22 protein-coding genes are annotated in these 19005 nt (G+C 72.3%); 15 read left to right on the top strand and 7 right to left on the bottom strand.

Annotated features, from left to right (window positions below; translation table 11 throughout):
* Positions 1 to 2 precede the first annotated feature (2 nt).
* Entirely contained in the window at positions 3 to 638 is a 636-nt protein-coding gene (locus ACIP82_RS24645; RefSeq protein ID WP_400656259.1) for a Tn3 family transposase, read from the bottom strand.
* Positions 639 to 712: 74 nt separating this feature from the next.
* Between ACIP82_RS24645 and ACIP82_RS24640 the strand changes: the two genes are divergently transcribed.
* Positions 713 to 1306, top strand: coding sequence for a hypothetical protein (locus ACIP82_RS24640; protein ID WP_400656258.1), 594 nt, complete (start codon positions 713 to 715; stop codon positions 1304 to 1306).
* 264 nt (positions 1307 to 1570) lie between these two features.
* Here the strand turns inward: ACIP82_RS24640 and ACIP82_RS24635 are convergent, their stop codons facing one another.
* Both ACIP82_RS24635 and ACIP82_RS24630 read right to left on the bottom strand, forming a co-directional pair.
* Positions 1571 to 2365, bottom strand: coding sequence for a hypothetical protein (locus ACIP82_RS24635; RefSeq protein WP_400656257.1), 795 nt, complete (start codon positions 2363 to 2365; stop codon positions 1571 to 1573).
* Between the two features lie 155 nt (positions 2366 to 2520).
* On the bottom strand, positions 2521 to 2802 hold the full coding sequence (locus ACIP82_RS24630) for a hypothetical protein (protein ID WP_400656255.1): 282 nt from the start codon (positions 2800 to 2802) through the stop codon (positions 2521 to 2523).
* Positions 2803 to 2951: 149 nt separating this feature from the next.
* On the opposite strand from ACIP82_RS24630, the gene ACIP82_RS24625 reads away from it, so the two are divergent.
* Positions 2952 to 3176: a hypothetical protein gene (locus ACIP82_RS24625; RefSeq protein ID WP_400656252.1), complete on the top strand. Its 225-nt coding sequence runs from the start codon at positions 2952 to 2954 to the stop codon at positions 3174 to 3176.
* An 87-nt stretch (positions 3177 to 3263) separates the two neighbouring features.
* Here ACIP82_RS24625 and ACIP82_RS24620 read toward each other — a convergent pair whose 3' ends face one another.
* Entirely contained in the window at positions 3264 to 3485 is a 222-nt protein-coding gene (locus ACIP82_RS24620) for a hypothetical protein (protein WP_400656249.1), read from the bottom strand.
* Between the two features lie 316 nt (positions 3486 to 3801).
* Between ACIP82_RS24620 and ACIP82_RS24615 the strand changes: the two genes are divergently transcribed.
* From ACIP82_RS24615 to ACIP82_RS24590, 6 genes are all read left to right on the top strand, one after another.
* Complete coding sequence (locus tag ACIP82_RS24615; RefSeq protein WP_400656247.1) at positions 3802 to 5343, top strand: hypothetical protein; 1542 nt, start codon at positions 3802 to 3804, stop codon at positions 5341 to 5343.
* A 123-nt stretch (positions 5344 to 5466) separates the two neighbouring features.
* Entirely contained in the window at positions 5467 to 5805 is a 339-nt protein-coding gene (locus tag ACIP82_RS24610) for a hypothetical protein (protein WP_400656244.1), read from the top strand.
* Positions 5802 to 6128 carry a hypothetical protein gene (locus ACIP82_RS24605; protein WP_400656242.1) on the top strand — a complete coding sequence of 109 codons (327 nt, stop codon included), beginning with the start codon at positions 5802 to 5804 and terminating at the stop codon, positions 6126 to 6128. The genes ACIP82_RS24610 and ACIP82_RS24605 overlap by 4 nt, the downstream gene beginning before the upstream one ends.
* A gap of 306 nt (positions 6129 to 6434) precedes the next feature.
* On the top strand, positions 6435 to 8546 hold the full coding sequence (locus ACIP82_RS24600) for a hypothetical protein (protein ID WP_400656239.1): 2112 nt from the start codon (positions 6435 to 6437) through the stop codon (positions 8544 to 8546).
* A gap of 21 nt (positions 8547 to 8567) precedes the next feature.
* Positions 8568 to 8840: a hypothetical protein gene (locus tag ACIP82_RS24595; RefSeq protein WP_400656236.1), complete on the top strand. Its 273-nt coding sequence runs from the start codon at positions 8568 to 8570 to the stop codon at positions 8838 to 8840.
* A gap of 106 nt (positions 8841 to 8946) precedes the next feature.
* Complete coding sequence (locus ACIP82_RS24590) at positions 8947 to 9258, top strand: hypothetical protein (protein WP_400656234.1); 312 nt, start codon at positions 8947 to 8949, stop codon at positions 9256 to 9258.
* Between the two features lie 57 nt (positions 9259 to 9315).
* Here ACIP82_RS24590 and ACIP82_RS24585 read toward each other — a convergent pair whose 3' ends face one another.
* Together ACIP82_RS24585 and ACIP82_RS24580 are read right to left on the bottom strand one after the other, a co-directional pair.
* A complete protein-coding gene (locus ACIP82_RS24585) occupies positions 9316 to 9672 on the bottom strand; it encodes a hypothetical protein (RefSeq protein ID WP_400656232.1) in 357 nt (118 codons plus the stop codon).
* Positions 9669 to 9935, bottom strand: coding sequence for a hypothetical protein (locus ACIP82_RS24580; protein WP_400656229.1), 267 nt, complete (start codon positions 9933 to 9935; stop codon positions 9669 to 9671). The genes ACIP82_RS24585 and ACIP82_RS24580 overlap by 4 nt, the downstream gene beginning before the upstream one ends.
* Before the next feature lie 1053 nt (positions 9936 to 10988).
* On the opposite strand from ACIP82_RS24580, the gene ACIP82_RS24575 reads away from it, so the two are divergent.
* The 6 genes from ACIP82_RS24575 to ACIP82_RS24550 all read left to right on the top strand — a co-directional run bounded on the left by ACIP82_RS24575 (position 10989) and on the right by ACIP82_RS24550 (position 16688).
* Positions 10989 to 11915 carry a ParA family protein gene (locus ACIP82_RS24575; RefSeq protein ID WP_400656227.1) on the top strand — a complete coding sequence of 309 codons (927 nt, stop codon included), beginning with the start codon at positions 10989 to 10991 and terminating at the stop codon, positions 11913 to 11915.
* Entirely contained in the window at positions 11912 to 13108 is a 1197-nt protein-coding gene (locus ACIP82_RS24570; protein WP_400656224.1) for a hypothetical protein, read from the top strand. The genes ACIP82_RS24575 and ACIP82_RS24570 overlap by 4 nt, the downstream gene beginning before the upstream one ends.
* A 147-nt stretch (positions 13109 to 13255) precedes the next feature.
* Positions 13256 to 13627, top strand: coding sequence for a hypothetical protein (locus ACIP82_RS24565; RefSeq protein WP_400656222.1), 372 nt, complete (start codon positions 13256 to 13258; stop codon positions 13625 to 13627).
* 122 nt (positions 13628 to 13749) lie between these two features.
* Positions 13750 to 14145 (top strand): hypothetical protein, encoded by a 396-nt coding sequence (locus ACIP82_RS24560; protein ID WP_400656220.1) that lies wholly within the window; start codon positions 13750 to 13752, stop codon positions 14143 to 14145.
* Complete coding sequence (locus tag ACIP82_RS24555) at positions 14142 to 14669, top strand: hypothetical protein (protein WP_400656218.1); 528 nt, start codon at positions 14142 to 14144, stop codon at positions 14667 to 14669. Before ACIP82_RS24560 ends, ACIP82_RS24555 begins: the two co-directional genes overlap by 4 nt.
* A gap of 672 nt (positions 14670 to 15341) precedes the next feature.
* On the top strand, positions 15342 to 16688 hold the full coding sequence (locus ACIP82_RS24550) for a DUF2637 domain-containing protein (RefSeq protein WP_400656216.1): 1347 nt from the start codon (positions 15342 to 15344) through the stop codon (positions 16686 to 16688).
* A 122-nt stretch (positions 16689 to 16810) separates the two neighbouring features.
* Here the strand turns inward: ACIP82_RS24550 and ACIP82_RS24545 are convergent, their stop codons facing one another.
* Positions 16811 to 17185 (bottom strand): hypothetical protein, encoded by a 375-nt coding sequence (locus tag ACIP82_RS24545; protein ID WP_400656215.1) that lies wholly within the window; start codon positions 17183 to 17185, stop codon positions 16811 to 16813.
* Between the two features lie 415 nt (positions 17186 to 17600).
* On the opposite strand from ACIP82_RS24545, the gene ACIP82_RS24540 reads away from it, so the two are divergent.
* The gene (locus ACIP82_RS24540) at positions 17601 to 18947 is read left to right on the top strand and encodes a HEPN/Toprim-associated domain-containing protein (protein ID WP_400656213.1); all 1347 of its coding nucleotides are present in this window, start codon (positions 17601 to 17603) and stop codon (positions 18945 to 18947) included.
* Positions 18948 to 19005 lie beyond the last annotated feature (58 nt).

Below are 19005 nucleotides of genomic sequence, written 5' to 3'. Positions count from 1 at the left end.
CCTCACCCGGTGGGCACCTCTTCGGCGAACCCCGCCCCACCTGCCGCCGCAGCCTCATCGGCGGCGGTTGAGGCCAGGCCGAGGTCCAGGCGACGTGTCATGTCGAGTTCGAATCGGCCATACGGGTTCACATGGGTCCACCACAGCGGGGACAGGGCCCGCCGGTCGGCCTCGGTGAGCAGGTCGGCCCACTTCGGCTCGGCCAGGACCTGCTGCATCAACAGGGTGTTGACGTGGACGAGACTGCTCTGCAGGAGGTGCAGGGCGAGCATGGAGACCTCCTGGCTCTCCTTGTCGTCGCCGGTCAGGTCGCCGTCCTTGCCGTAGAAGAAGTCCGCGTTGGCCGAGTTCCAGTTCTCGACGACCTGCAGGCCCTCGTGGATCTCCTTGCGGATCTCCTCATCGCTGAGGTAGTCGCAGATGAAGGCAGTGCGCACGACCCGCCCCAGCTCCTCGATGGCCTGGTAGGTCGGGTGCTTGGGGCCGCCCTTGGTGAACCGCCGAAGAACCTGCTCGGCCCCGTCGGCGTCCCCCCGGAGCAGGTGACCGACGGCGCCGTCGCCGCCGTCCGGGCCCAGGAGCCGACCTCCCGCGTTGAGGCCGCGCGCTCGCGCACCGTCCTGACCACCGAGACCCACGGCAACGCCGGACTCAGCAGCGCGGGGCGGTCCGCCCCGCGCTGCTCCATCGAACCCATCGCAAGGAGAACGCCATGACGGACGTGCGGGCGAACCACGTCCGGAGCCGGTCCGTGCCCGCGGCCGGCCCCGGCGCCCAGGGAGGGCAGCCAGCCGCGAACGGCAGGCCTGCGGCGGGCCCGCAGGGCCTGCACCCCGGAGTCTGGGTCACCCAGGCCTACCCGCCGGTCCTGGCGGCCGCGCTCGGACGGCGCGGGGGCATCCCCGTCGCGGTACGCGAAGCCGTCCTCGACCAGCTCCGGTATCGCTCCCCCGCCGCCCTGCGGGAGAGGATCGAGCGGCGCTGGTGGGCGGACTTCGGCCACCTGCCCGCGGGCGCGGTCGCCGAGCGGGCGGACGACATCGCCCTCGCCCTGGTTGCGGCCCCCGGCTGCCCCGACCCCCGTTGCGAGGACGGCTGGCTGCTCGACCAGGACGACGCCGCGGGCGGCTGCCCGCGCTGCCGGCGCCGCCGCATCGAGGTCACGCTCGCCCCCGCCCTCGCCCCGCCGTCCACCCCCGAACACCAGCAGCGGATGGCCGCCCGCATACGCGACCAGATCCGCACCTCCCGCAGCACCGCCCGCCACGTCCGCCAGCCCGACCGGCCAGGAGACCACCGTGCCTGAAACCCCCGCCCTCACCCCCGACGACCTCCCGGCCGACGAGAACACTGCCCCGGCCGGCGCCACCGGGCGCCCGATGCCCACCGAGTACCGCATCCCCTGCCCCGGCCACCCGCTCGGCGACCACGCCGCCCTGATCCTGCGCCGCCGCCACAGCGACCACCGTGACGCCTGGTGCATCGTCAACCCGGTCTGGCCCGAAGGCGGCGAGAACGTTTGGACCGGCAGCCGCTGGCAGTACCTCGGCGACGTCGGCGCCCGGCAGGCCTACCGCTTCACCGAGGCCCAGGCCCTGGAACTCGCCCCGGCCCTGGCCCGCGCGGAATCCGCGCGGATGCTGCAGGGGATCGCCGATCGGCGCCGCGCCCCCGTGCCGGGCCCGCAGGCCCCGCAGCGCTGAGCCGGCCCGGCGGCGCCCCGGGGAATCGCCCAGGCAGAGCCGGCAGCACCCAGCCGTGCCGGTCGGAACACCGAAGGCGCCACCGCGCGCCGGACCGCAGCCCCCGGAGCGCCGACAGCGCGAAGGCCCGGACCGAAACCGGTCCGGGCCTTCGCGCTGTGCCCATCCGCCAGAGGCCGGGGCAGGTCACCACCGGTGGCAGAACGGGCGGTCTCCGCGACCGCCAGAGCGGTGAGCACTGCGGCCTCGGTGACCGCCGGGTCCTGCTCCACCGTGGCCGCTAGGACCGCGTGGCCGAGCGCGACCCGCACGCCCTCGTGCGCCGAGCGCCCCGGCGCGGAGAGCTCGGCGAACGCCGCCCGCAGCCACCCGACGACGTCGCCCTGGTGGTCGTCCTCCAGGTCGTGGAACGTCAGGCGTCCCACCCACTCCCAGCTGTGCGAGCGCAGCACTTCCGCGTAGTCCCGGTGCTCGAACACCACCCCGCAGCGCAGCTGCCCCTCTTCCACCACCCTGCGGCTGCCCTTCCAGCTGTCGGTCAGCCAGCGGTGGCGTGCGCACGCGTGCACGACGTAGTCGTACGTACGGTCGCGGCGCCGGCCGCGGCGTTCGAGGACGTGGGTCGCGGGCGAGGAGCAGGTGGTGAGCTGGCGCAGCGTCATGGCCATGGGGGTCCTCCCGAGTCGGTGGAACCCAGATCGTGCCGCTTCCGCGTGCCGCGTGCTGCCCAGCACTGGGCAGTACGACCATGATGCAGACCACACCGACCCGCCTCTCAGGCCGGGCCGTGCCGGGGCCCCTTCGTCCCCGGCGCCCGTTAGCGAGGTCCGACGCCCTGTCCGAAGCCGGGCCACACCGCCAGCGCGCCGCGCAGGTAGTCGCTGATCCAGCGGCACCCGAACCCGTCGTCGCCCGCGTCCTCCGGGCCTGGGCGCAGCCCGGCCAGGCCCTCGCCGACGGCCGCGACCAGGCCGGCCAGGGTCGGCGACGTCCACATCTGCGGCTCGGGGAGTTCCTCCTCCTCGTCCTCCGGGTTCGGGCAGTCGACCGCGATCCAGCCGATGGAGGGGGTGTGGAGCACCCCCTGGAAGCTCTCCATCCCGAGGCCGTCGTCGAATCCGCGGCACCTTCTGGACCAGGACCAGCCGCGATGTCCTGTCCCTCCTCCCCCAGCACCGCGCCAACGGCTGCAACGTCGGCTACAGCGGCGGCGGCCCCGGGGCGCTCGCGGCCTACATCCAGCAGCTGGTGGACTCCGACGGCAAGGACACCGCGGCGCTGCACCCGGGCGGCGGAAGCCCCGGCCAGCGCCACCGGCCTGGCCTGTGGGATTCGATGACCGACGGGATCGGCACGCTCTGGGTGTGCGGCGACCTGCGCGACCCCTTCCTGGTCTCCGCTCCCGGCGGCACGGAGTGGACGCTCTGCCGACCCGACGGCGCGTACACGGTGCACACCACCATCAGGTACTGAGCCCGGCCAGCCAGGCTGCCGTACTACGAACGGCCGGGTGCCCCACCCTCACGGCGGGGCACCCGGCCGTTCGCGTCGGCGGTGCGGTCAGGCGGTGCTGGGACCGAAGCCGTCGGCCCAGCGCGCCTTGAACTTCTTCACGTCGTCGGCGATCTTCCGGCACTCGCGCAGGACCACGTCCACCTTGACGGCGATTTTGTTGGCCCGGGCCAGCACCTCTGCCGCAGTCGCCCAGTACTCGCCGGCCTTCCGGAAGAAACGGCGCCAGCCCGCGTCGTCTCCGCTTCCCGCCTGCTGCTTTGCTGCCATGATCCCCCCCCAGGGGTTGCACCGCACGGCACCTCGCGGTCGCCGTGCCCCGGTGCCGCGACGGAATGACGCGGCACCGGGCAGAACGAGCGGCGCCCGTGCCGGTTACGGCCGGCGCGGTCAGCCGACCGGGGACGGCCCGCTGTCGTACCCGTGCCCGCTCGGAGTCTCCGCTCCGCCGCACGCTGGTGATGCCGACTCCCCCCACCACCGCAGGCCGGCGAACCGGTCGCGCTCGCAGACCCCGCCTCCCTCTCCCACACTGGAGATCGGGAGCCAGCCCGGCCTGCCGGAGATCCCCGTCCGCGGAGGCAGCATGCCCACCGACCCCATGCACACGATCGAGATTCCCCCGGGCGAGCCCGGGGCGAACCGGTCGTGGCGAAAGCTCCTTACCGCCCTGGACGACACCGAACGCGGCGGGTTCGCCGTTCAGGGCCCCTGGCTGGACGGCGGAGCCCAGTACAAACTGCCCGTCGGCGCGCTGATCGTGGCCGTCGACCACACCTCCGAGACCGAGCACCGCATACGGCTGCTGCGGGTCAACGCCCGCGGGCGCCTGACGACCGAACGCGACAGCACCTTCAAGCGCGACCGGTCCTCCTTCGGCACCGGCATGCGCCACACCCTGGCCCGGGCGCTGGCCGCCCACCCGCCAGCTGCCCCGGACCGCGAGCCGCACCTCGTGCAGTCCCCGGAACCCACCAACCACTACGACGGCCGCTGCGCGGCGTGCGGCCACCCGGTGCCCGCGAACACCGGCCGCCTCGACGGCGCCCCCGGCGACCGCCACCACGTCCGGCACAAGCCGGGCGACTGCCCGCCCGCGCCGCCCGCCGAGCCCCGCCGCAACCTGCACGCCCAGACCTGCGCCGACTGCGGCGGCTTGATCGAGGCAGGCGCCGGCATCCTCACCAGCCCCTACGAAGGGGTGTGGGAAGTCCGCCACGACGGCCCCTGCCCACCGCCAGAGAAGAAAACCGCGCCTCCCCCGCCGCCGCGCCGCGCCAACATGCTCCCCGACCAGTGCGTGCGCTGCGGCCAGGAAGTCCCCGAAGGCGAGGGCCTGCTGATCGACCCCGCGTACAGGGGCGCGCTCTACACGGTCGAGCACAACGGCCCGTGCCCGCCGTCCCCCGCCGACGGCCACCGCACCTGGCGCGTCATCGCCGGCGTGCCCGGCCCGTTCAACCCGCGGCCGGGCCGCTACTGGCAGAACGGCGACATCGACCGCTTCACCGTCCACCCCCGCACGGACGAAGGCCCCGTCCCCCGCCGGGCCCCCGGCCGCCGACCCGGCCGCCACCGCAGCGGGATCTCCCTGATCGGCGTCATCGTGGCCGAGGACCCCCCGTACTACAACCGCGACGCAGACGGCGAGGACCCCAGCGAGGAACTGATCGGCGAGGACGGCTGGGTGTTCACCGGCCGCATCCGCGCCGCCACCGCGGAGGAAGCCGCCCTCCTGCTCGCCGAGGAAGCCGAAGCCGAGATCGACGCCACCCTCTCCGCCCGCGTCAACCGCCTGCTTGCCTGGCGCTACCCCGACCCCGACAGCGGCGTGCGCTACCTCTCGGAGGAGGAACTCGCCCGGGAGCTCGAAGACCTCCACCTCGTCGGACTGCGCACCCGGCCCGCCCCCGGCTCGAACTTCGGCTACGACGGCCACCCTGACCTGGCATGGATCGCCGACGACTGGCCCTGGGTGATGACCACCACCTACAACGGCCGCGACGGGGACAACTGGTCGCTCACCAACTGGCGCGACGACGTCGCGCTGCTCCACCCGATGACCGACGAACTGCGGCAACTGGTAACCGACCTGACAGCCCGCTACGGGCCAGGCCGTCCGGCCTGAACCCTCCTGCGAGCCGGCCGGGATCTCGAGTACGCTCCCGCGCTCCGCCCGCGAGCGGCTACCGTCGTCAACACAGGCCCGGCCATGCCGGAGCACACCGACAGGGAGAGGGGTGGTGTGGGGATGAGCGCCCAACCCGCCGAACGCAACGGAGGTGGCCGCCGCCTCGGGCTGCCGCCGATGAACACCGTCCAGGAACTCAGGGCTGCGCTGCGCGCCGGCTACGGCTACCCGGGCGACGCAGCGAGCCTGGACGCCGAACTCGCCGCGCAGTTCCTGCCCAGCGTGCCGGTTGACCAGGTGACCGAAGTCCACGACCTCGGCACCGTCGTAGACCTGCCCACCGTCGCGCAGATCCTCGCCGACTACCGCGGCCGAGTGCACCTGGCCGCCAGCCCCGAGGCCGCCGCCGCAGTCGAGGAAGTCGTCGCCGACCTGCTGGCCCGGCAGGGCGCTGAGTGAACCACCCCGACCAGCCCGGCGGCGAGGTCATCGCCGCCGTCACCGATCGAGCCGCCCAGCGGGCCAAGGAGCTCGGCGCCGACGGAGTCGTGGAGAGCCTGCGCTGCGAGCTGGAGCACCAACCGCGACTGGGCCGGCTGATCCGTGTCGTTGCCGAAGCAGGCCACCAGGTCGAGCTGTACTCCACCCGGATCGAGGCCGACCCGGCATCCGGCCGCCCCGCCGTCAACGTGGTGCACGCCTACTCCCCCGCCCCGCCCTGGCCGCCGACGGTACGCATCGCCGCCGTCGTTCCGGAAGACCCGCCCCAGCCCGAATTCTGACCGGCCCAGCCGGCCTCGGCGCCCGCAGCGCCGCCGTCACCTGTCAGACGGGCAGGCTCGTTCCGTGGACGAGGTGGCTGACTACGCCCAGAGCAAGCCGAGCGAGCGCGGCCACGCCCTCATCTCTGCGGTCGGTGGCCAGGTCGCACAGATGACCAATAAGCCGCGCCACGAAGCGCTGAACCTCGGCCCGCGACACCGACCCACCGGAGCGGTGACGCGGGCCGGGCAGCCCGCACAGGCGCAGGACCAACCGGAACTCCGCCCGGTGCCGCGCATGTCCTGGTGCGCCTGGAGGAGGCCGGCGTGCTGATCCGTCCGCGCCGTGGCGCCTCCGGGCTGTGCTCGCGTGCCCGGATCGTCATCCCCGCGGTGGCCGCCGCGTACGGAGCTGACACCGCCACCTCGCCGGCTGGTGCGGCAGGGTCTGTCCTGCAGTCCGTGCCGAAGCCCGCCGCGACGGGGCCGAAGGAGTCCTCTCCGAAGGCATCCCCGGCGGCCGACGTACGGGAGGAGTCGGCCGAGGATGCGTGGTGGGAGCTGTGCGGCGAGCCCGAGCTCGACGAGCCCCCGGTCGCCGACCCGGGCCAGGAGGACGCCTTCGAGGCCGACTTCGCCTTCGCCACCAACCCCGCCGCTGCTACCCCACCCGAGTCCGGCTCCGGCATCAGCGAAAACGCCCAGGCCGGTGGTGTGGGAGAGGCCGATGGGCCTGCCGTTGCAGACCTCGCGGTTGCTACCCCCCTTCACTCCCTGCACGCTCCGGTGGCTGAGGTGAGTGGTCGTGCTCTCGATGTAGGTGGCTTTTCCGGCGCTTGCGCCGTCGGGGTTGAGGACGTGCGGCCGGAGCGCGCGAGCACGCGCGAGGAGCAGCCCGGTGCGGACGCCCCGCTGCTGACCGCCGGACCGGGCCCCGTCCGCCCGCTTCGCGGGGAACAGCACGTGATCGAGCGCAAGCAGGGCGGGAAGGGCTCGGCGAAGCTCCGCCGGGGCGCTGGCCGGGCGGTCGCCGACGGGCGCTTCAGCAGCCTGCTGACGCCGTTCGGGGAGCCTCGTGAGCAGCGGCTTGTCGCTGTCCTGGCACCGGCGGCGGACCTCTGGCGCCGCATCGAACGCACCTCCACCCGCGAGTTCGTGCTCGCCCAGGTTGCCGTCGCGCTCGATGCGGTCGCGGCCTGGAGCGGCACCGCGGAAGCACCGGAGCTGCTCGCTGGGAGGCTGGACTTCCGGCGCCGCCGCCAGGGCGCGGTGCCGATCACCGATCCGGTCGGCTGGCTGCTGCACCGCGGCCTGCCCAAGGGCTCGGGGGACTGCGCCGAACCGACCTGCGACGACGGGGTGCGGCTCGACACCGGCCAGGACTGCACCACCTGTGACCTGCGGATCTCCGACCGCCGCTCAATCCGGCTGATCTTGACCCGTCAGGCCGTCGCGGCTCTGCCCGCCGGGGCGAGCGACGACCAGCGGAGGGCGGCGGTCGAGGCCGCGCTGGCCGAGCACACCCGCACCCGCCAGGAAGCCCTGGCCGCCGCCCGGCACCGGATCGCGGCCGAGCAGGCCCGGTGGGAGGCGGGCCGGCCGGAGCGGAAGGCGCGTGCGGCCGATGCCGACCGAGCCCGGCAGGCCCTGCCCTGCGAGGACTGCCACACCCCTGCGGCGGCCAGCCTGTGCGCGGACTGCCGGATCGTCCGGGCCATCACGCGGACGGCCATGGAGTGCCTGGACCTGGCGCTGGTGCGTGTGAACCACGCCCACCCGGCGGAGACTGCAGCTGTCCGCGAGCAGATCGTCCGCGACCTGGAGCACGCCCGGGAGCAGTCGCGGGGCAACGCGGCCGAGGACTTCACGGCCGGGGACCTCGGGGTGGACCCGGGGTTGATGACGGAGCTCGTCGCGGTCGAGGTGCTGCGTGACCTCCAGGAGGTCCAGGCCCTGGCCCACTGCGCCCTGCTGCCCGCGGCCGACCGGGAGGCCAAGGCGGCCCACGCCGCCGCCATGCGCTCCCGCCACCGGTACCCGTCCCTGAAGGCCGCGGTCGAGGCCGCCGCCGAGCAGGCCCACCTCGCCCGCCACCGGGCCGCGCGGTGGCTCTTCGACCGTCAGCTCGCCGCCGTCACTCGCCAGCGAGAGGAGATCGAGTCCGCCGGGCGGCCCGCGTCGGCAGAAGCCGGCGAGTACAACGTCAACGGCGAAGGCCGGGCGCTGGCCCGGCAGGCGGTGGAGAACCGTCGCGCCGAGCAGCTGGCCACCGACCTGCACCAGGCGGCGCAGGAGTGCGTCACCCTGGCCCTGGCCTACTGGGCCGACCTCACCAACGAGGTCTCCCGTCGCCGGATCGAAGAGCAGGCCGCCGACGCGCTGGAGCAGGTCCGTGCCCAGGCCCGCAGCGAGAACGGGCACCTGGACCAGCACCGCTGAGGCACGGCCGAGCTGTACGCGGTGCGCGACCTGCGCGAGCTGTGGCGGGACACCGCCCTGGCCGGCTTCGAGACCTCCGTGCGTGCCCGCCGGGAAGCCGACGCCGCCCACGCCGCCGTGCTGCGCAACGCCGGGAACGGCGAGCGGGACCTGGTCCTGGCGCAGGCGGACAAGGAGGCGCGGGTCGCCCGGCAGATCACCGCCGGCAAGTTGCTCGACCTGCGCGTCGCCCAGGTGCACCGGACCCGCGCCGCCGAGTCGGCCGGAACCCCTGCGGACCAGCAGGCAGCATGACCACGACGACCGGCACCACTGCGGCCCGCGAACGGCAGACGCCGGACGGCCATGCCATCACCACCGGCCCCGGTCGGCGACCACCCACGACAGGAAGGCCCAGAACGTGAGTACCCGACGAACCTCGCTGATCACGGACCACTGGCACCACATCGGTCCGGTGCGGGCCGACGGCAGCGACGGCTACTGGATCTGCGCGTGGCCGGACTGCGGCCGACACCGCTCCGACCATGTCCAGGCCGAGGGGCAGTGGCTTCACCCAGCCCACCGGTTCCGTCCCCAGCGGATCGCCCCGAGCCGCTGCCACGCCTGCGGCTACCACCGCCTGCACACCCGGCACGTGCCCTGGAGATGGAGCGACTGGGAACCCACACCCGGCCCCCTCTGCGCAGAGGCCGACCTCGCCAGGAACGACTGAGGCAGACCCGCACCGGACAAGCCCTCGCCGGCGGGTGCGCGACAAGGTGGAGGGCGGTCAGGGGCCGGGAATCACGCGGACCACGCGCACCACACCGACCTGACCGGCCGGCCTGTGGACACGCGCCACCACCGAGACCGTCGCACCCGTGGCCACCACCAGCACGCTGTCTTCCTGGACGGAGAGCCTGGTGATCCGCACCCGCTCCGGATCGTGCGGCTCCGCCGGCCGCTCCCCCAGCGGATCAAGGGCCAACCGGGCCTGGACGGCGCGCAGCGCCTGCCGGAAGCCGAACGGGAGCGCCGCGACCTCGGAAGCCAGCTTCGCGTCGGACACGGTGTCACCCGGAGCGCCGGTACCGAGCTGGACGAACCAGCGAACGCTGCCGGGCTGCTCCCACCACGGCTCGCTCACCGGTCGGCCTCGTCCAGGACGTCGGCCAGGCTCACACCGGTGAGCGCGGGAACACTCCGGTCGGCGGCGGCGTACGTCGCCGGGTCCGACAGCGCGTCGGCGACGCGACCCCATTGTTCGAGCACCCGGCCGGCGGAGAACGGGTCCGCCTCGTGGAACTCGTCGGTGAACTGCGCGGTCAACTCTCCCGGCAGGGCGAGCACGATCGAGTTGTAGGTGCGCGGTACCTGGATCGGCCCGTACTCCACTGGCAGCGCCGACATGGCGACCCCTCCTCACAGCTGGTGCCCTACACGCTACCGGGGTGTAGGCCGCCCCGGGGCCGCTCTTCCCACCCGCTCCCGTACCAGCCGCTCCGGGAGCGGCACCGGACACCGGCCCACGGTCGGCCGACTCGCGCCGGACTTCGCCGACCCGGCGGCACCCCCTCGGCGAAGCCGTCCGAAGCGGTAGGCGATCGTCACGCACCGACCGCACGGAGGTGAGGTGCGGCAGTGCGGAGGTAGGCGGCGCCGCGCCCGCCGGAGGCAAGTGCGTACAGCACCACGGCGGACTGCGGAGGCTGCGGAGCCGTCGGCCGGACGGGTGCGTGACCTCCGCACCCGCAGCCCGCGCTGATCCACCCCACGCACACTGCGGAGCTGAGTGGCGGGGCCCGCACCCGCTCCTCATCATCGCGGGGTCCGGCAGCCGAGTGCCACCAAGGCCGAGCTTTCGCCGACCCCAGCGGCACGAATCGAGCGATCAGGCCCTACGCATCAACGTTGGCCTGCGGATATCCGGCCGTGCGGCGGCAGGAATCCGCCACGGAGCCGCGGTTCACCTGGCCCCTTGGAGCTCCTGACGGCGCTGCCCCGGCCGGGCCTTGGACCCGGTCAGCACGCGCTACGCGCTACGCCCCTGGTGGATCGGGCGGAGAGCCGACTGCGGTGAGCGAGAAGGGAGGACTGCGGAAGCGCACCGCAAAGCTGGAGGTTGGCGCAGTCCGCACTTCCGCAACTCCGCACCGTTGGCCCCGCAGGACCGACTACGACTGCGTAGCCCGGCCTGCTATTCCGTGGCCCGGCCTCGAGCGCAGCCGACGGCGTCGTCCAACCAGAGGCGCTTCAGAGGGGTCACCCTTGGAGGTGAGTCAGAAGTCCGGGCCGTCCCAGCGGCCACGGCGCACCAGGGCCAGCGGCATAGGGCACCAGGCGGAGAATCATGCCATCTGGTCGCGGAACTGGGCAGGCAAGCAGCATAAGAAGAAGGAGCGCCCCGCCAGTCAGGGACCGGACGGGGCGCTGCCAGCGTTTCACCCGCTACGGTTGCGGGCTATGCGAGAAACACAAGAAAAGGTACAGGTAACGTCGCTCGGCGACGACCTTGCTTTCCTCGACATCACGACCGAGTGGGACCTGACGTCCTCCTGGCAGGACTGGAAGCCCGGCATCACGGTGCCGGACTCCTTCCGCCCCTCGACCCTCCCCAGGGTCATCGCCGTCTGCAACCAGAAGGGCGGTGCCGGAAAGACCACGACCACCCTGGAGCTGGCGATGGCGCTCATCGCTCGGGGCCTACGGGTGCGGATCATTGACGCCGACGACCAGGCAGCGTCCATCAGTGTCTGGCTGCGCTACTTCCTGGACGACCGTCCGGAGGAGCTCCGGTACAACCTGCGTGACCTCTACTTCGACGCGAAGGTCAAGCTGAGCGACGCCGCCTACCGGACGCCGTTCGACAACCTGGCCTTCATCCCCTCGTTCCCGGACTTGGGCGACGTCGACGAGAAGAACCCGATCGGGGCGGACTCCTGCCTGCAGCGGCGCCTGCGCCTGGGCAACGATGACGTGGACGTCACGATCATCGACTGCGGCCCCCGACTGGGAACGCTGACCGTCTCGGCCCTGGTCGCCGCGCACGATGTGATCATTCCGGTGAACGCGTCGAGCGGCCTCGACATTCACGGTGTAGGTGCGCTCCAGAGGGTCATCGCCACCGTGCAGGAGACGCTGAACCCCGAGCTGAGGGTTGCCGCTGCGGTGCTCACCGACTTCTCCCGGTCCAAGCTCGCCCGCAAGATCGGCGGGAGCCTGTCCCGGGCTTACCCGGACGCCGTCATCCTCCCCGCGCGTACCAACGTCAAGGTCGGCGAGGCCCAGTTGGCCAAGCAGCCGCTGCGCCAGTTCGCCCCCGGGCAGACCACCACCATGGACTACGACATGGGCGCCCGCGTCCTCTTCGGGCTCGGGGCCGCGGCATGAGCGGAACAGCCGGCGCCAGCGCCCTCGACGACACCCTCGACGACCTCCTCGGCGGCGGCGATGGTGATCGCGGGATCGGCGGCCCAAGGGCCGGAGGACAGAGCCTCGACCAGCAATCGGGAGTGGTTGCCAGGACGAAGAGCATTCTCTCCGGACCGGACCCCGAGACCACCATCGACTCGGTCCTGCGTCTGGCCGACGGGCTGCCGGATCTCGACGAGGTCGCGGAGATCGGGGAGGAGGATCTCTCCGACCTCACCGAGACCGAGGAACAGCAGAAGGCCCAGACAGAAGGGGTGATCCGGTCGGCGCTGGCCGCCGGTGACGCTGCGGTCTACGTCATCGCCGAGGGCCTGGAGCGGGCCAAGAAGGGCAAGTGGCACCGTCGCAGCCACCGGACCTTCGGTGCCTACGTCCAGTGGCTCACCGGCCGCTCCGCCGTCTACAACCGCCAGCTGCGCCAGGCCGCTCCCCTGGCGCTGGAAGCCGGGCAGCGCACAGGAGTGGTCCCGAACCCCGGGCAGGCCAAGGAACTGGTCCGGACGGAGAAGGCGTTCGACCGGGACACGGCTGTCACGGTGTTCGACACGATCAGGGCGCACAGCGCCGTGCTGGGGGAGCGGCCGACCGCGGCGACTCTCCGAGCGGCCCATGTGGCGCTGCCCGTGGTGCTGCCCGACGCCCCTGAACTGAGGCGTGAAGTCATCGAGACGGCGGCCCGACAGGCCCTTGGGCTGGATGTGGACGGGGCGGACGGCGACGACGAGTCGGGGCCGGAGCCCTCGGCCGGCGCTGCAATTGCAGCGCCAATGTTCGAAGAAGAATCGAACAGCGGCGCTGCAATTGCAGCGCCGCCGACCACCCCACCCGCACCGGGGGAGCCGACGGCGGGTTCGACCGCAGGGGCTGCAACACCGACGCCCACCTCGACCGAAGCCTCGGGCGCCGGTTCCACAGGGCCTGCGGGCGCAGAAGCCGACGACGACATCCCGGACGCCGAAGTCGTGCCCGACGAGCTCGTCTCCCTCCAGCACGTGCTCAAGCTGCTGAAGGAAGCCGACCGAACCGCCACCAAACCGATCTTCGCCCAGGCCGCCGTCGACTCCACAGGCCAGTACGGCAAGCTCCGCGAAGACATCATCAAGATCGCCACCACGCTGCGCAACAGGGCACTGCGCGCACCCTCTCCCTGACACCCACCGCACCCGGCCCGGGCCCCGGCCTCCGCTCACGGAGGCCGGGGCCCGACTCCGTTCGCCTGGCGGCCTCGTCGGTCAGCAAGCCCCGGACATCGCTAAGGTGACGCCGGACGGCCCGTTCCGTGAGACCAGGAGACCAACATGTCCCGGCGTCAACTGAAGCCCCTTCCCGACGCGGAGAACCTCGCCATCGCGATCGGCTGGGACGGCCCCCTCTCCACCTTCTACGCCCAGGTCCTCGACATCGAGGCGGACGAGGAGGACCAGGAAGTGCTCTGGGAGGGCACCGACCCCTACCAGCACCCCGACCCCCGGCCCCTGATCGACCTGCTCCGCCGGTACGCCGAGATCCCCGACGGCCTGGCCGACGACCTCAACCGCGACGCGGCCTCAGCCGGCGACGACTTCCCGGGCCGCGCCGCCACCACCTTCGTGGCCGAGCACGCGCTCCCCCGGACCACCGACCCCGCACAGGCTCTGAAGCTCTTTCAGGTGCTCGACCGCGAGCGCTGAGCACCAGCCGCGAGGAGCGCCGGCCGCCGCGGACCCCCGGTGCAGCCCGGGCCGCCGCCGATGCGCCGGTCCGGCTTCCGGAACCGCCCCCGCAGCCCACCCTGCACCGATAGCGTGATGGCATGACGCCAGACGGACTCGACCGGGCCTTTGCCGAACACGGCGACCGGTGGCTCGGACCGCTCTGCGGTACGTGGCCGGACGCCGGCGACGCCGACTGGGAAGCCGTACTCGCCGCGGCCGGCTCCCGCCTCGCCGCCGTCCCGGGCCGGCCCACCGGCGCCTCCTACCGAGACGTGGCCGAAGAAATCGCCGCTGCCGCCACCGAAGCCCGCGGCCTTCCCCTCGCAGATCCGGCCGCCGCCGCCCGCACCAAGGCAGGCATCCTGGCCCGCCTGGAGCGCGCCGAGCAACTCGCCGACGAACTCCGCCAGCAGGCCATCACCCGGGCCGCGCACGCCTACGGCACCATCACCGGCCGGGAAGCTGAGCTGACCCGACCGGAGGCACGGCGATGAGGTGGCTGCGCGATCGGATCGCCCGCCGACGGGCCGCCCAGTGGCGGGCCGACCTCGAACAGGGCGTCGTGAAGGTGCCCACCGACCCGGCACAGCGCCAGGAGTACGCCCAGGTCCTGAAGGAATTCAACCTCTACGACCTCCTTCCCTCGGACCTGCACGACCGTACGGATGCCTTCCTGGCCGCCGTGCGCAACTGCGACTCCGTGATGGAGGCCGTCATGGAGTGGAGCGCCCGACTCGGGCACCACCCGGAGCTGGAACCCGGCGAGTTCGCCGCCCCGGACCCCGACTGGGTTGCCCGCCGAACCGCTCTCACTGAGGGCATGGTCATGACCGCCGTCATGGCGTTCCTGGTGGCGGGCCTCATCCTGGTGCCCCGCGAGGGCGTGTGGGTCCTCGGCCCCCGGGAGATTCCGACCGACCCCCGGGAGATCGAGGCGCTGCGGGAGACCTTCTACGGCGCGCTTTCGACTGTCCTCCGCTCCGGTCTTCACGCTGTGGCCCTCGACCAGGAGCCGTAGCGCAGGACCGCTGCTTCGGAGCCGGTGCCCTCCCTCGGTGGAGTCGGCCCCGACCACCCGGTGCGGAGTCCCGCTGGGGAGCCAGGCGGCCGTGCCCGGTGTCGGCGGACGGCGACTGCGTAGCCGCGGTGCCGCCTCCGCAGTGCGGACCCGGGGTGCGTAGAGGTCTCCGCACCCGCTGCGCGGCGGGTGCGGGGAAGCAGCGGCCCCAGCTGAACGGCACCGGCGCGCGGGCTGCGGACGGAGACCTGCGTCCGGGCGCCGTGCCCGCCGTGGAGTGAACAAGCGCAGCGGCGCAGCCACGGCAGGCGCAGGGAATCCCGCACCCGGGACGCCCGGTCGGGGTCGCCGGCCGCCGGTGGAGGACGCCCGGGCGGGGTGCGGAGCTGCTCCGCTGCGCCCGCGCGACCCGCACTCGGCACCTACGCGGGACTGCGGGACCGGGTTCCGCAGCCCCGCAGTCGGACTGCGGACTCCGCAGCCGGGAGTAGCGGGACGGCCTCTCCCGGGGTGCGGACTCCGCAGTGGTGGGAGCTAGATCACGAAGCGGGAAAAGCCGCACAAATAGCCAAAACGGGGCGCAAGGGGCAGTGCGAAGCGATTGTCCCGTGCGTCACACGGAGGTGGCGTGACATGGTTGGGTCTGGCTCAGGTTTCAGGAGGTAGAACAGAGTGACCAGGCCACGTCTGAACTGGGGACACAAACTGCTGGCCGGGGTAGTGGTGGTGTTCTGCGGCGCTGTCGCGGGCATCGGCTTCGCCGGCTCGTACACCGCCGTACGCGCCCTCGCCGAGAAGCACGGCTTCGGAGACTTCTCGATCGTCTTCCCCATCGGCGTCGACCTTGGCATCGTTGCCCTCTACGCTGCCGACCTGCTCATGACCTCACTCCGCATGCCATTCCCGCTGGCTCGCCAGACCGCCTGGTTCCTGACGGGGGCCACCATCGCCTTCAACGCGGCTTCGGCCTGGCCGAACCCGCTGGGCGTCGGCATGCACGCCGTGATCCCCGTGCTCTTCATCATCATGGTCGAGTGCGGCCGCCACGGTGTCGGCCGCTGGGCCAACCTGATCGCCGGCACGAAGACGATGGAGGGCCTCGGGGTCACCCGCTGGTTCCTCTCTCCCTTCCGCACCGCCCTCCTGTGGCGCCGTAAGCACCTGTACGGGATTCACAGCGCAGAGGAAGCCCTTTTGCTGGAGCAGCAACGTCTGATCTACCGGGCGAGGCTGCGGTTCAAGTACGGGCGGGGGTGGCGCCGGGCAGCAAGCCAGGAGGCGCTGCTGCCGCTGGCGATGGCGAAGTTCGGTGTCCCGTTCGCGGAGACCGCGCCGGACGGACTGGCCGCGGCCGGCATCACCACCGGCCCGCTGACCGGTCCCTCCAGCAGTCCCGCCGGAAACAGCCTGCCGGGCAGCGAGCGGCCCATGCTGGAGAAGGTGCCTGCACCGGCCGACCGCACCGGGCGGCCGGAACGCGGTGGGCAGGCGCAGTTCGAGTCGGCAGGCGAGGACCCGGCCATAGCTTCCGCCACTGCCCAACTCGAGTCCGCAGTGGCTCCGTACGCACCGGTCCCCGAGCGAAGCGCCGAGCCCGAGCCCGAGGCCGCTCCGGTGCCAGTGGTCCCCCAGCAGCTGATCCTGGACACGGCCGCCCCCGCCCAGCAGCCCGTCGCCGCGGCCGAGGTCGAGGTGCTCCTGCCCGCGCTGCCGGAGGGGGAGGACTCGGTTCCCGCCGACCAGCCCGAGCCGGCGGCCGACCAGGAGAACCAGAACAAGGAAGACCTCTACTACACCTACTGGTGTGAGTACGTCCGCGAGCACGGCGACTACCCCACGAAGAAGGAGTTCGTGGACTACATCTTCACGAAGCACGGCGTGGCCGGGCAGGGCGGCAATCAGCCGGTCAGCCCCCGCTCCCTCGACCGCTACTGGCCCAACATGCAGTTGCGGTACAAGAAGGAGTTCGAGACCCCGCAGCACAGTGATCCGCTCACCGGCCAGCTGGCCGGAGTCTGAGACCCGCCCGTCCACGAAGGCGCCGGACCCCAACCGTGGGTCGGCGCCTTCGTGCTGCTCGGGGAGGGCGGCCCCGACCAGCTCTGCGTCGGGCTGACCGAGGGCGCAGACCTATCGCCGCCTCACACGATCGACGTCTGCCCCATCGCCGCCATGAAGGCCCGGTAGCGGATCAGGTCCTCGCAGGCCGGAGTGTCGTCCTCGTACCGAAGGCACGCGAGGAACGCACCGGGGTGATCGAGGCGGGAACCGCGCCAGTGCCCGGCATCCGTCGGGCCGAGCTGGCGTTCGCGCACCAGCGGATCCTCTGCGGCAAGGTCGCCGAAGAAGGCGCGAGCGTGCCCCTCGCTCGGGCAGACAATCACAAGCTTGTCCGTCTGGTCGGCGAGCGCCCGGTCAGCGTTCTCGTCCCAGACGAGGGCGAGCGCCGGACCGTCCGTTCCGATGACGATGTACGGCGGAGCAACCGGCGGCCGACGGGGCTTGCCCTGTTTCATGCGTCCCATGCCGAGTACAACGAACGGGGGAGGCAACGGACGCCCCCAAAGTACGGACAGGTCCGAGCCGAGGCGCGGCTCCTTCATAGGGCTGTGGCCGCAGTCTGGACGTTGCCGCCGCAGAAGCGCCGACTGCTGAAGCGGTCATAAAGCTGAAAATCTAAGAAGACGGGCGAAACGGGGCAAATATCGGCCCGCAGAAACGGCCCTAGAACCGCCTGGCGCGATTAGCCCGGTATGGCGCGACCTCTGGGCCGCTGCGAGGTCGGCAGAGAGCCGTCTGCGGGTTTTCGGCCCTCCGGAGCAGCCCGATGGGCCTGAAATGAGCTGCCCAACCGACTGCCTGTCCCTGCGCGGCGTCCACCGCTCTCACATTCCTGAGCGAGCCTGCTCGCGACGGGAGGATGATGCCGCCATGGGACACCACTCCTACCTCCGGCTACGGACGGCGCTCGCGCTCTGGTGCCGGGACTCCTACTACCCGGACGTCGCGGCGCTGTTCTCCGAGGACGACCGCTTCTACCGGCCGGCCCCCGACCCGGAGAAGGAAGGCGCCGTCTACGGCTACGCGACGACGATCCGCGGGATGGCCGAACGGCTCGACGCGCAGGGCATCACTGCCGACTCCGCCCTGCGCGACCTGGAGGCCGGCCTGACGGCCTGGTTGGAGCGGTACACCGCCGAGCTGGAGAAGGTGGACCCCCCGGTCGACATCGCCGCGGCGCAGCGCGAGATCCGCCTCTCACTGGGCCTCGACCCCAACGATCTCGGCGACCTGGAGGCCGACGGGGCGACCCGGCCCCAGCAGTCCACCACCCACCAGGAGAAGAACGACCTCCCGCCGGCCGACAGCGCGGCAGTCGAGCGCGAGCTCCGCTTCCTGCTCAGCTCCGACCCCGGCGGGTTCGAGGACATGGACCACTGGAACAGGCAGATCGACGCCAGTACGCTCGTCGATCGTCTCCACTGGGAGATGGACACCCGGAGCCTGGTACGGCTCCTGGTCCACTGGTCCCCGGACCAGGACGAAGCGCTGGTACTCGACCTGAGCGAGCTAACCGGGTGCTGCGTGGAACTGGACCCCGGGCAGCCGATCGCGCAGATGGCCCGCGACGAGCAACTGCAGACCGCGGTGCGGAACCTCCCCCTGGTGGTGATCACGGAGGGCTCGACCGACGCCCACCTGCTGTCCGAGGGCCTGAAGGTGACTCACCCCCACCTGGTCGGCTTCATCCGGTTCTTCGACTACGGGACCGTCCGGCCCCCGTCCGGAATCGCCGGTGCGGTCGGCACCTTCAAGGGATTCGTGGCGGCCGGCATCGGCAACCGGTTCATCCTCCTCGCCGACAACGACGCCGCGGCCCACGGCGGGCTCGCCAAGCTCAAGCGGAGCCGCTGGCCGGCCGACTGCCGGATCTTGCACTACCCCGACCTGCCCCTGCTGCAGGCATACCCGACCTACGATCCCGCCAACGGCACCACTGCGGTCGAGGACGTCAACGGCCGGGCCGGCAGCCTGGAGATGTACTTCGGGCAGGACGTCCTCACCGACTCCGGCGGCAACCTGATGCCCATCCACTGGAAAGCCGTGGACCCCAGCGCGCACCAGCTCCAGGGCTCACTCACCGACGCGGACAAGCGGACGGCGCAGCAGCGGTTCGAGGCGAAGCTCAAGACCGAGCGGTCCGTTACGGCGACGGGAACGGAGGACTGGAGCGGCATCCGAGCGGTCATCGACTTGATCGTCCGCGCCTTCCAGTGACTGGCGAATCGGCGCCCGCCGTCGTGCGCGCCGACGCCCCGGCACCGCGAGGGCAGCC

This window comes from Kitasatospora sp. NPDC088548 (assembly GCF_044753005.1).
Taxonomy (GTDB): domain Bacteria; phylum Actinomycetota; class Actinomycetes; order Streptomycetales; family Streptomycetaceae; genus Kitasatospora.
This window is presented reverse-complemented; position numbering and strand designations above follow the sequence as displayed.

Excerpts from the sequence above, each read along its gene's own strand:
- ACIP82_RS24640 (WP_400656258.1), top strand. The coding sequence starts at position 713 with ATGACGGACGTGCGGGCGAACCACGTCCGGAGCCGGTCCGTGCCCGCG.
- ACIP82_RS24635 (WP_400656257.1), bottom strand. The coding sequence starts at position 2,365 with ATGACGCTGCGCCAGCTCACCACCTGCTCCTCGCCCGCGACCCACGTC.
- ACIP82_RS24630 (WP_400656255.1), bottom strand. The coding sequence starts at position 2,802 with ATGGAGAGCTTCCAGGGGGTGCTCCACACCCCCTCCATCGGCTGGATC.
- ACIP82_RS24620 (WP_400656249.1), bottom strand. The coding sequence starts at position 3,485 with ATGGCAGCAAAGCAGCAGGCGGGAAGCGGAGACGACGCGGGCTGGCGC.
- ACIP82_RS24615 (WP_400656247.1), top strand. The coding sequence starts at position 3,802 with ATGCCCACCGACCCCATGCACACGATCGAGATTCCCCCGGGCGAGCCC.
- ACIP82_RS24610 (WP_400656244.1), top strand. The coding sequence starts at position 5,467 with ATGAGCGCCCAACCCGCCGAACGCAACGGAGGTGGCCGCCGCCTCGGG.
- ACIP82_RS24580 (WP_400656229.1), bottom strand. The coding sequence starts at position 9,935 with ATGTCGGCGCTGCCAGTGGAGTACGGGCCGATCCAGGTACCGCGCACC.
- ACIP82_RS24575 (WP_400656227.1), top strand. The coding sequence starts at position 10,989 with ATGCGAGAAACACAAGAAAAGGTACAGGTAACGTCGCTCGGCGACGAC.
- ACIP82_RS24570 (WP_400656224.1), top strand. The coding sequence starts at position 11,912 with ATGAGCGGAACAGCCGGCGCCAGCGCCCTCGACGACACCCTCGACGAC.
- ACIP82_RS24565 (WP_400656222.1), top strand. The coding sequence starts at position 13,256 with ATGTCCCGGCGTCAACTGAAGCCCCTTCCCGACGCGGAGAACCTCGCC.
- ACIP82_RS24560 (WP_400656220.1), top strand. The coding sequence starts at position 13,750 with ATGACGCCAGACGGACTCGACCGGGCCTTTGCCGAACACGGCGACCGG.
- ACIP82_RS24555 (WP_400656218.1), top strand. The coding sequence starts at position 14,142 with ATGAGGTGGCTGCGCGATCGGATCGCCCGCCGACGGGCCGCCCAGTGG.
- ACIP82_RS24545 (WP_400656215.1), bottom strand. The coding sequence starts at position 17,185 with ATGAAACAGGGCAAGCCCCGTCGGCCGCCGGTTGCTCCGCCGTACATC.
- ACIP82_RS24540 (WP_400656213.1), top strand. The coding sequence starts at position 17,601 with ATGGGACACCACTCCTACCTCCGGCTACGGACGGCGCTCGCGCTCTGG.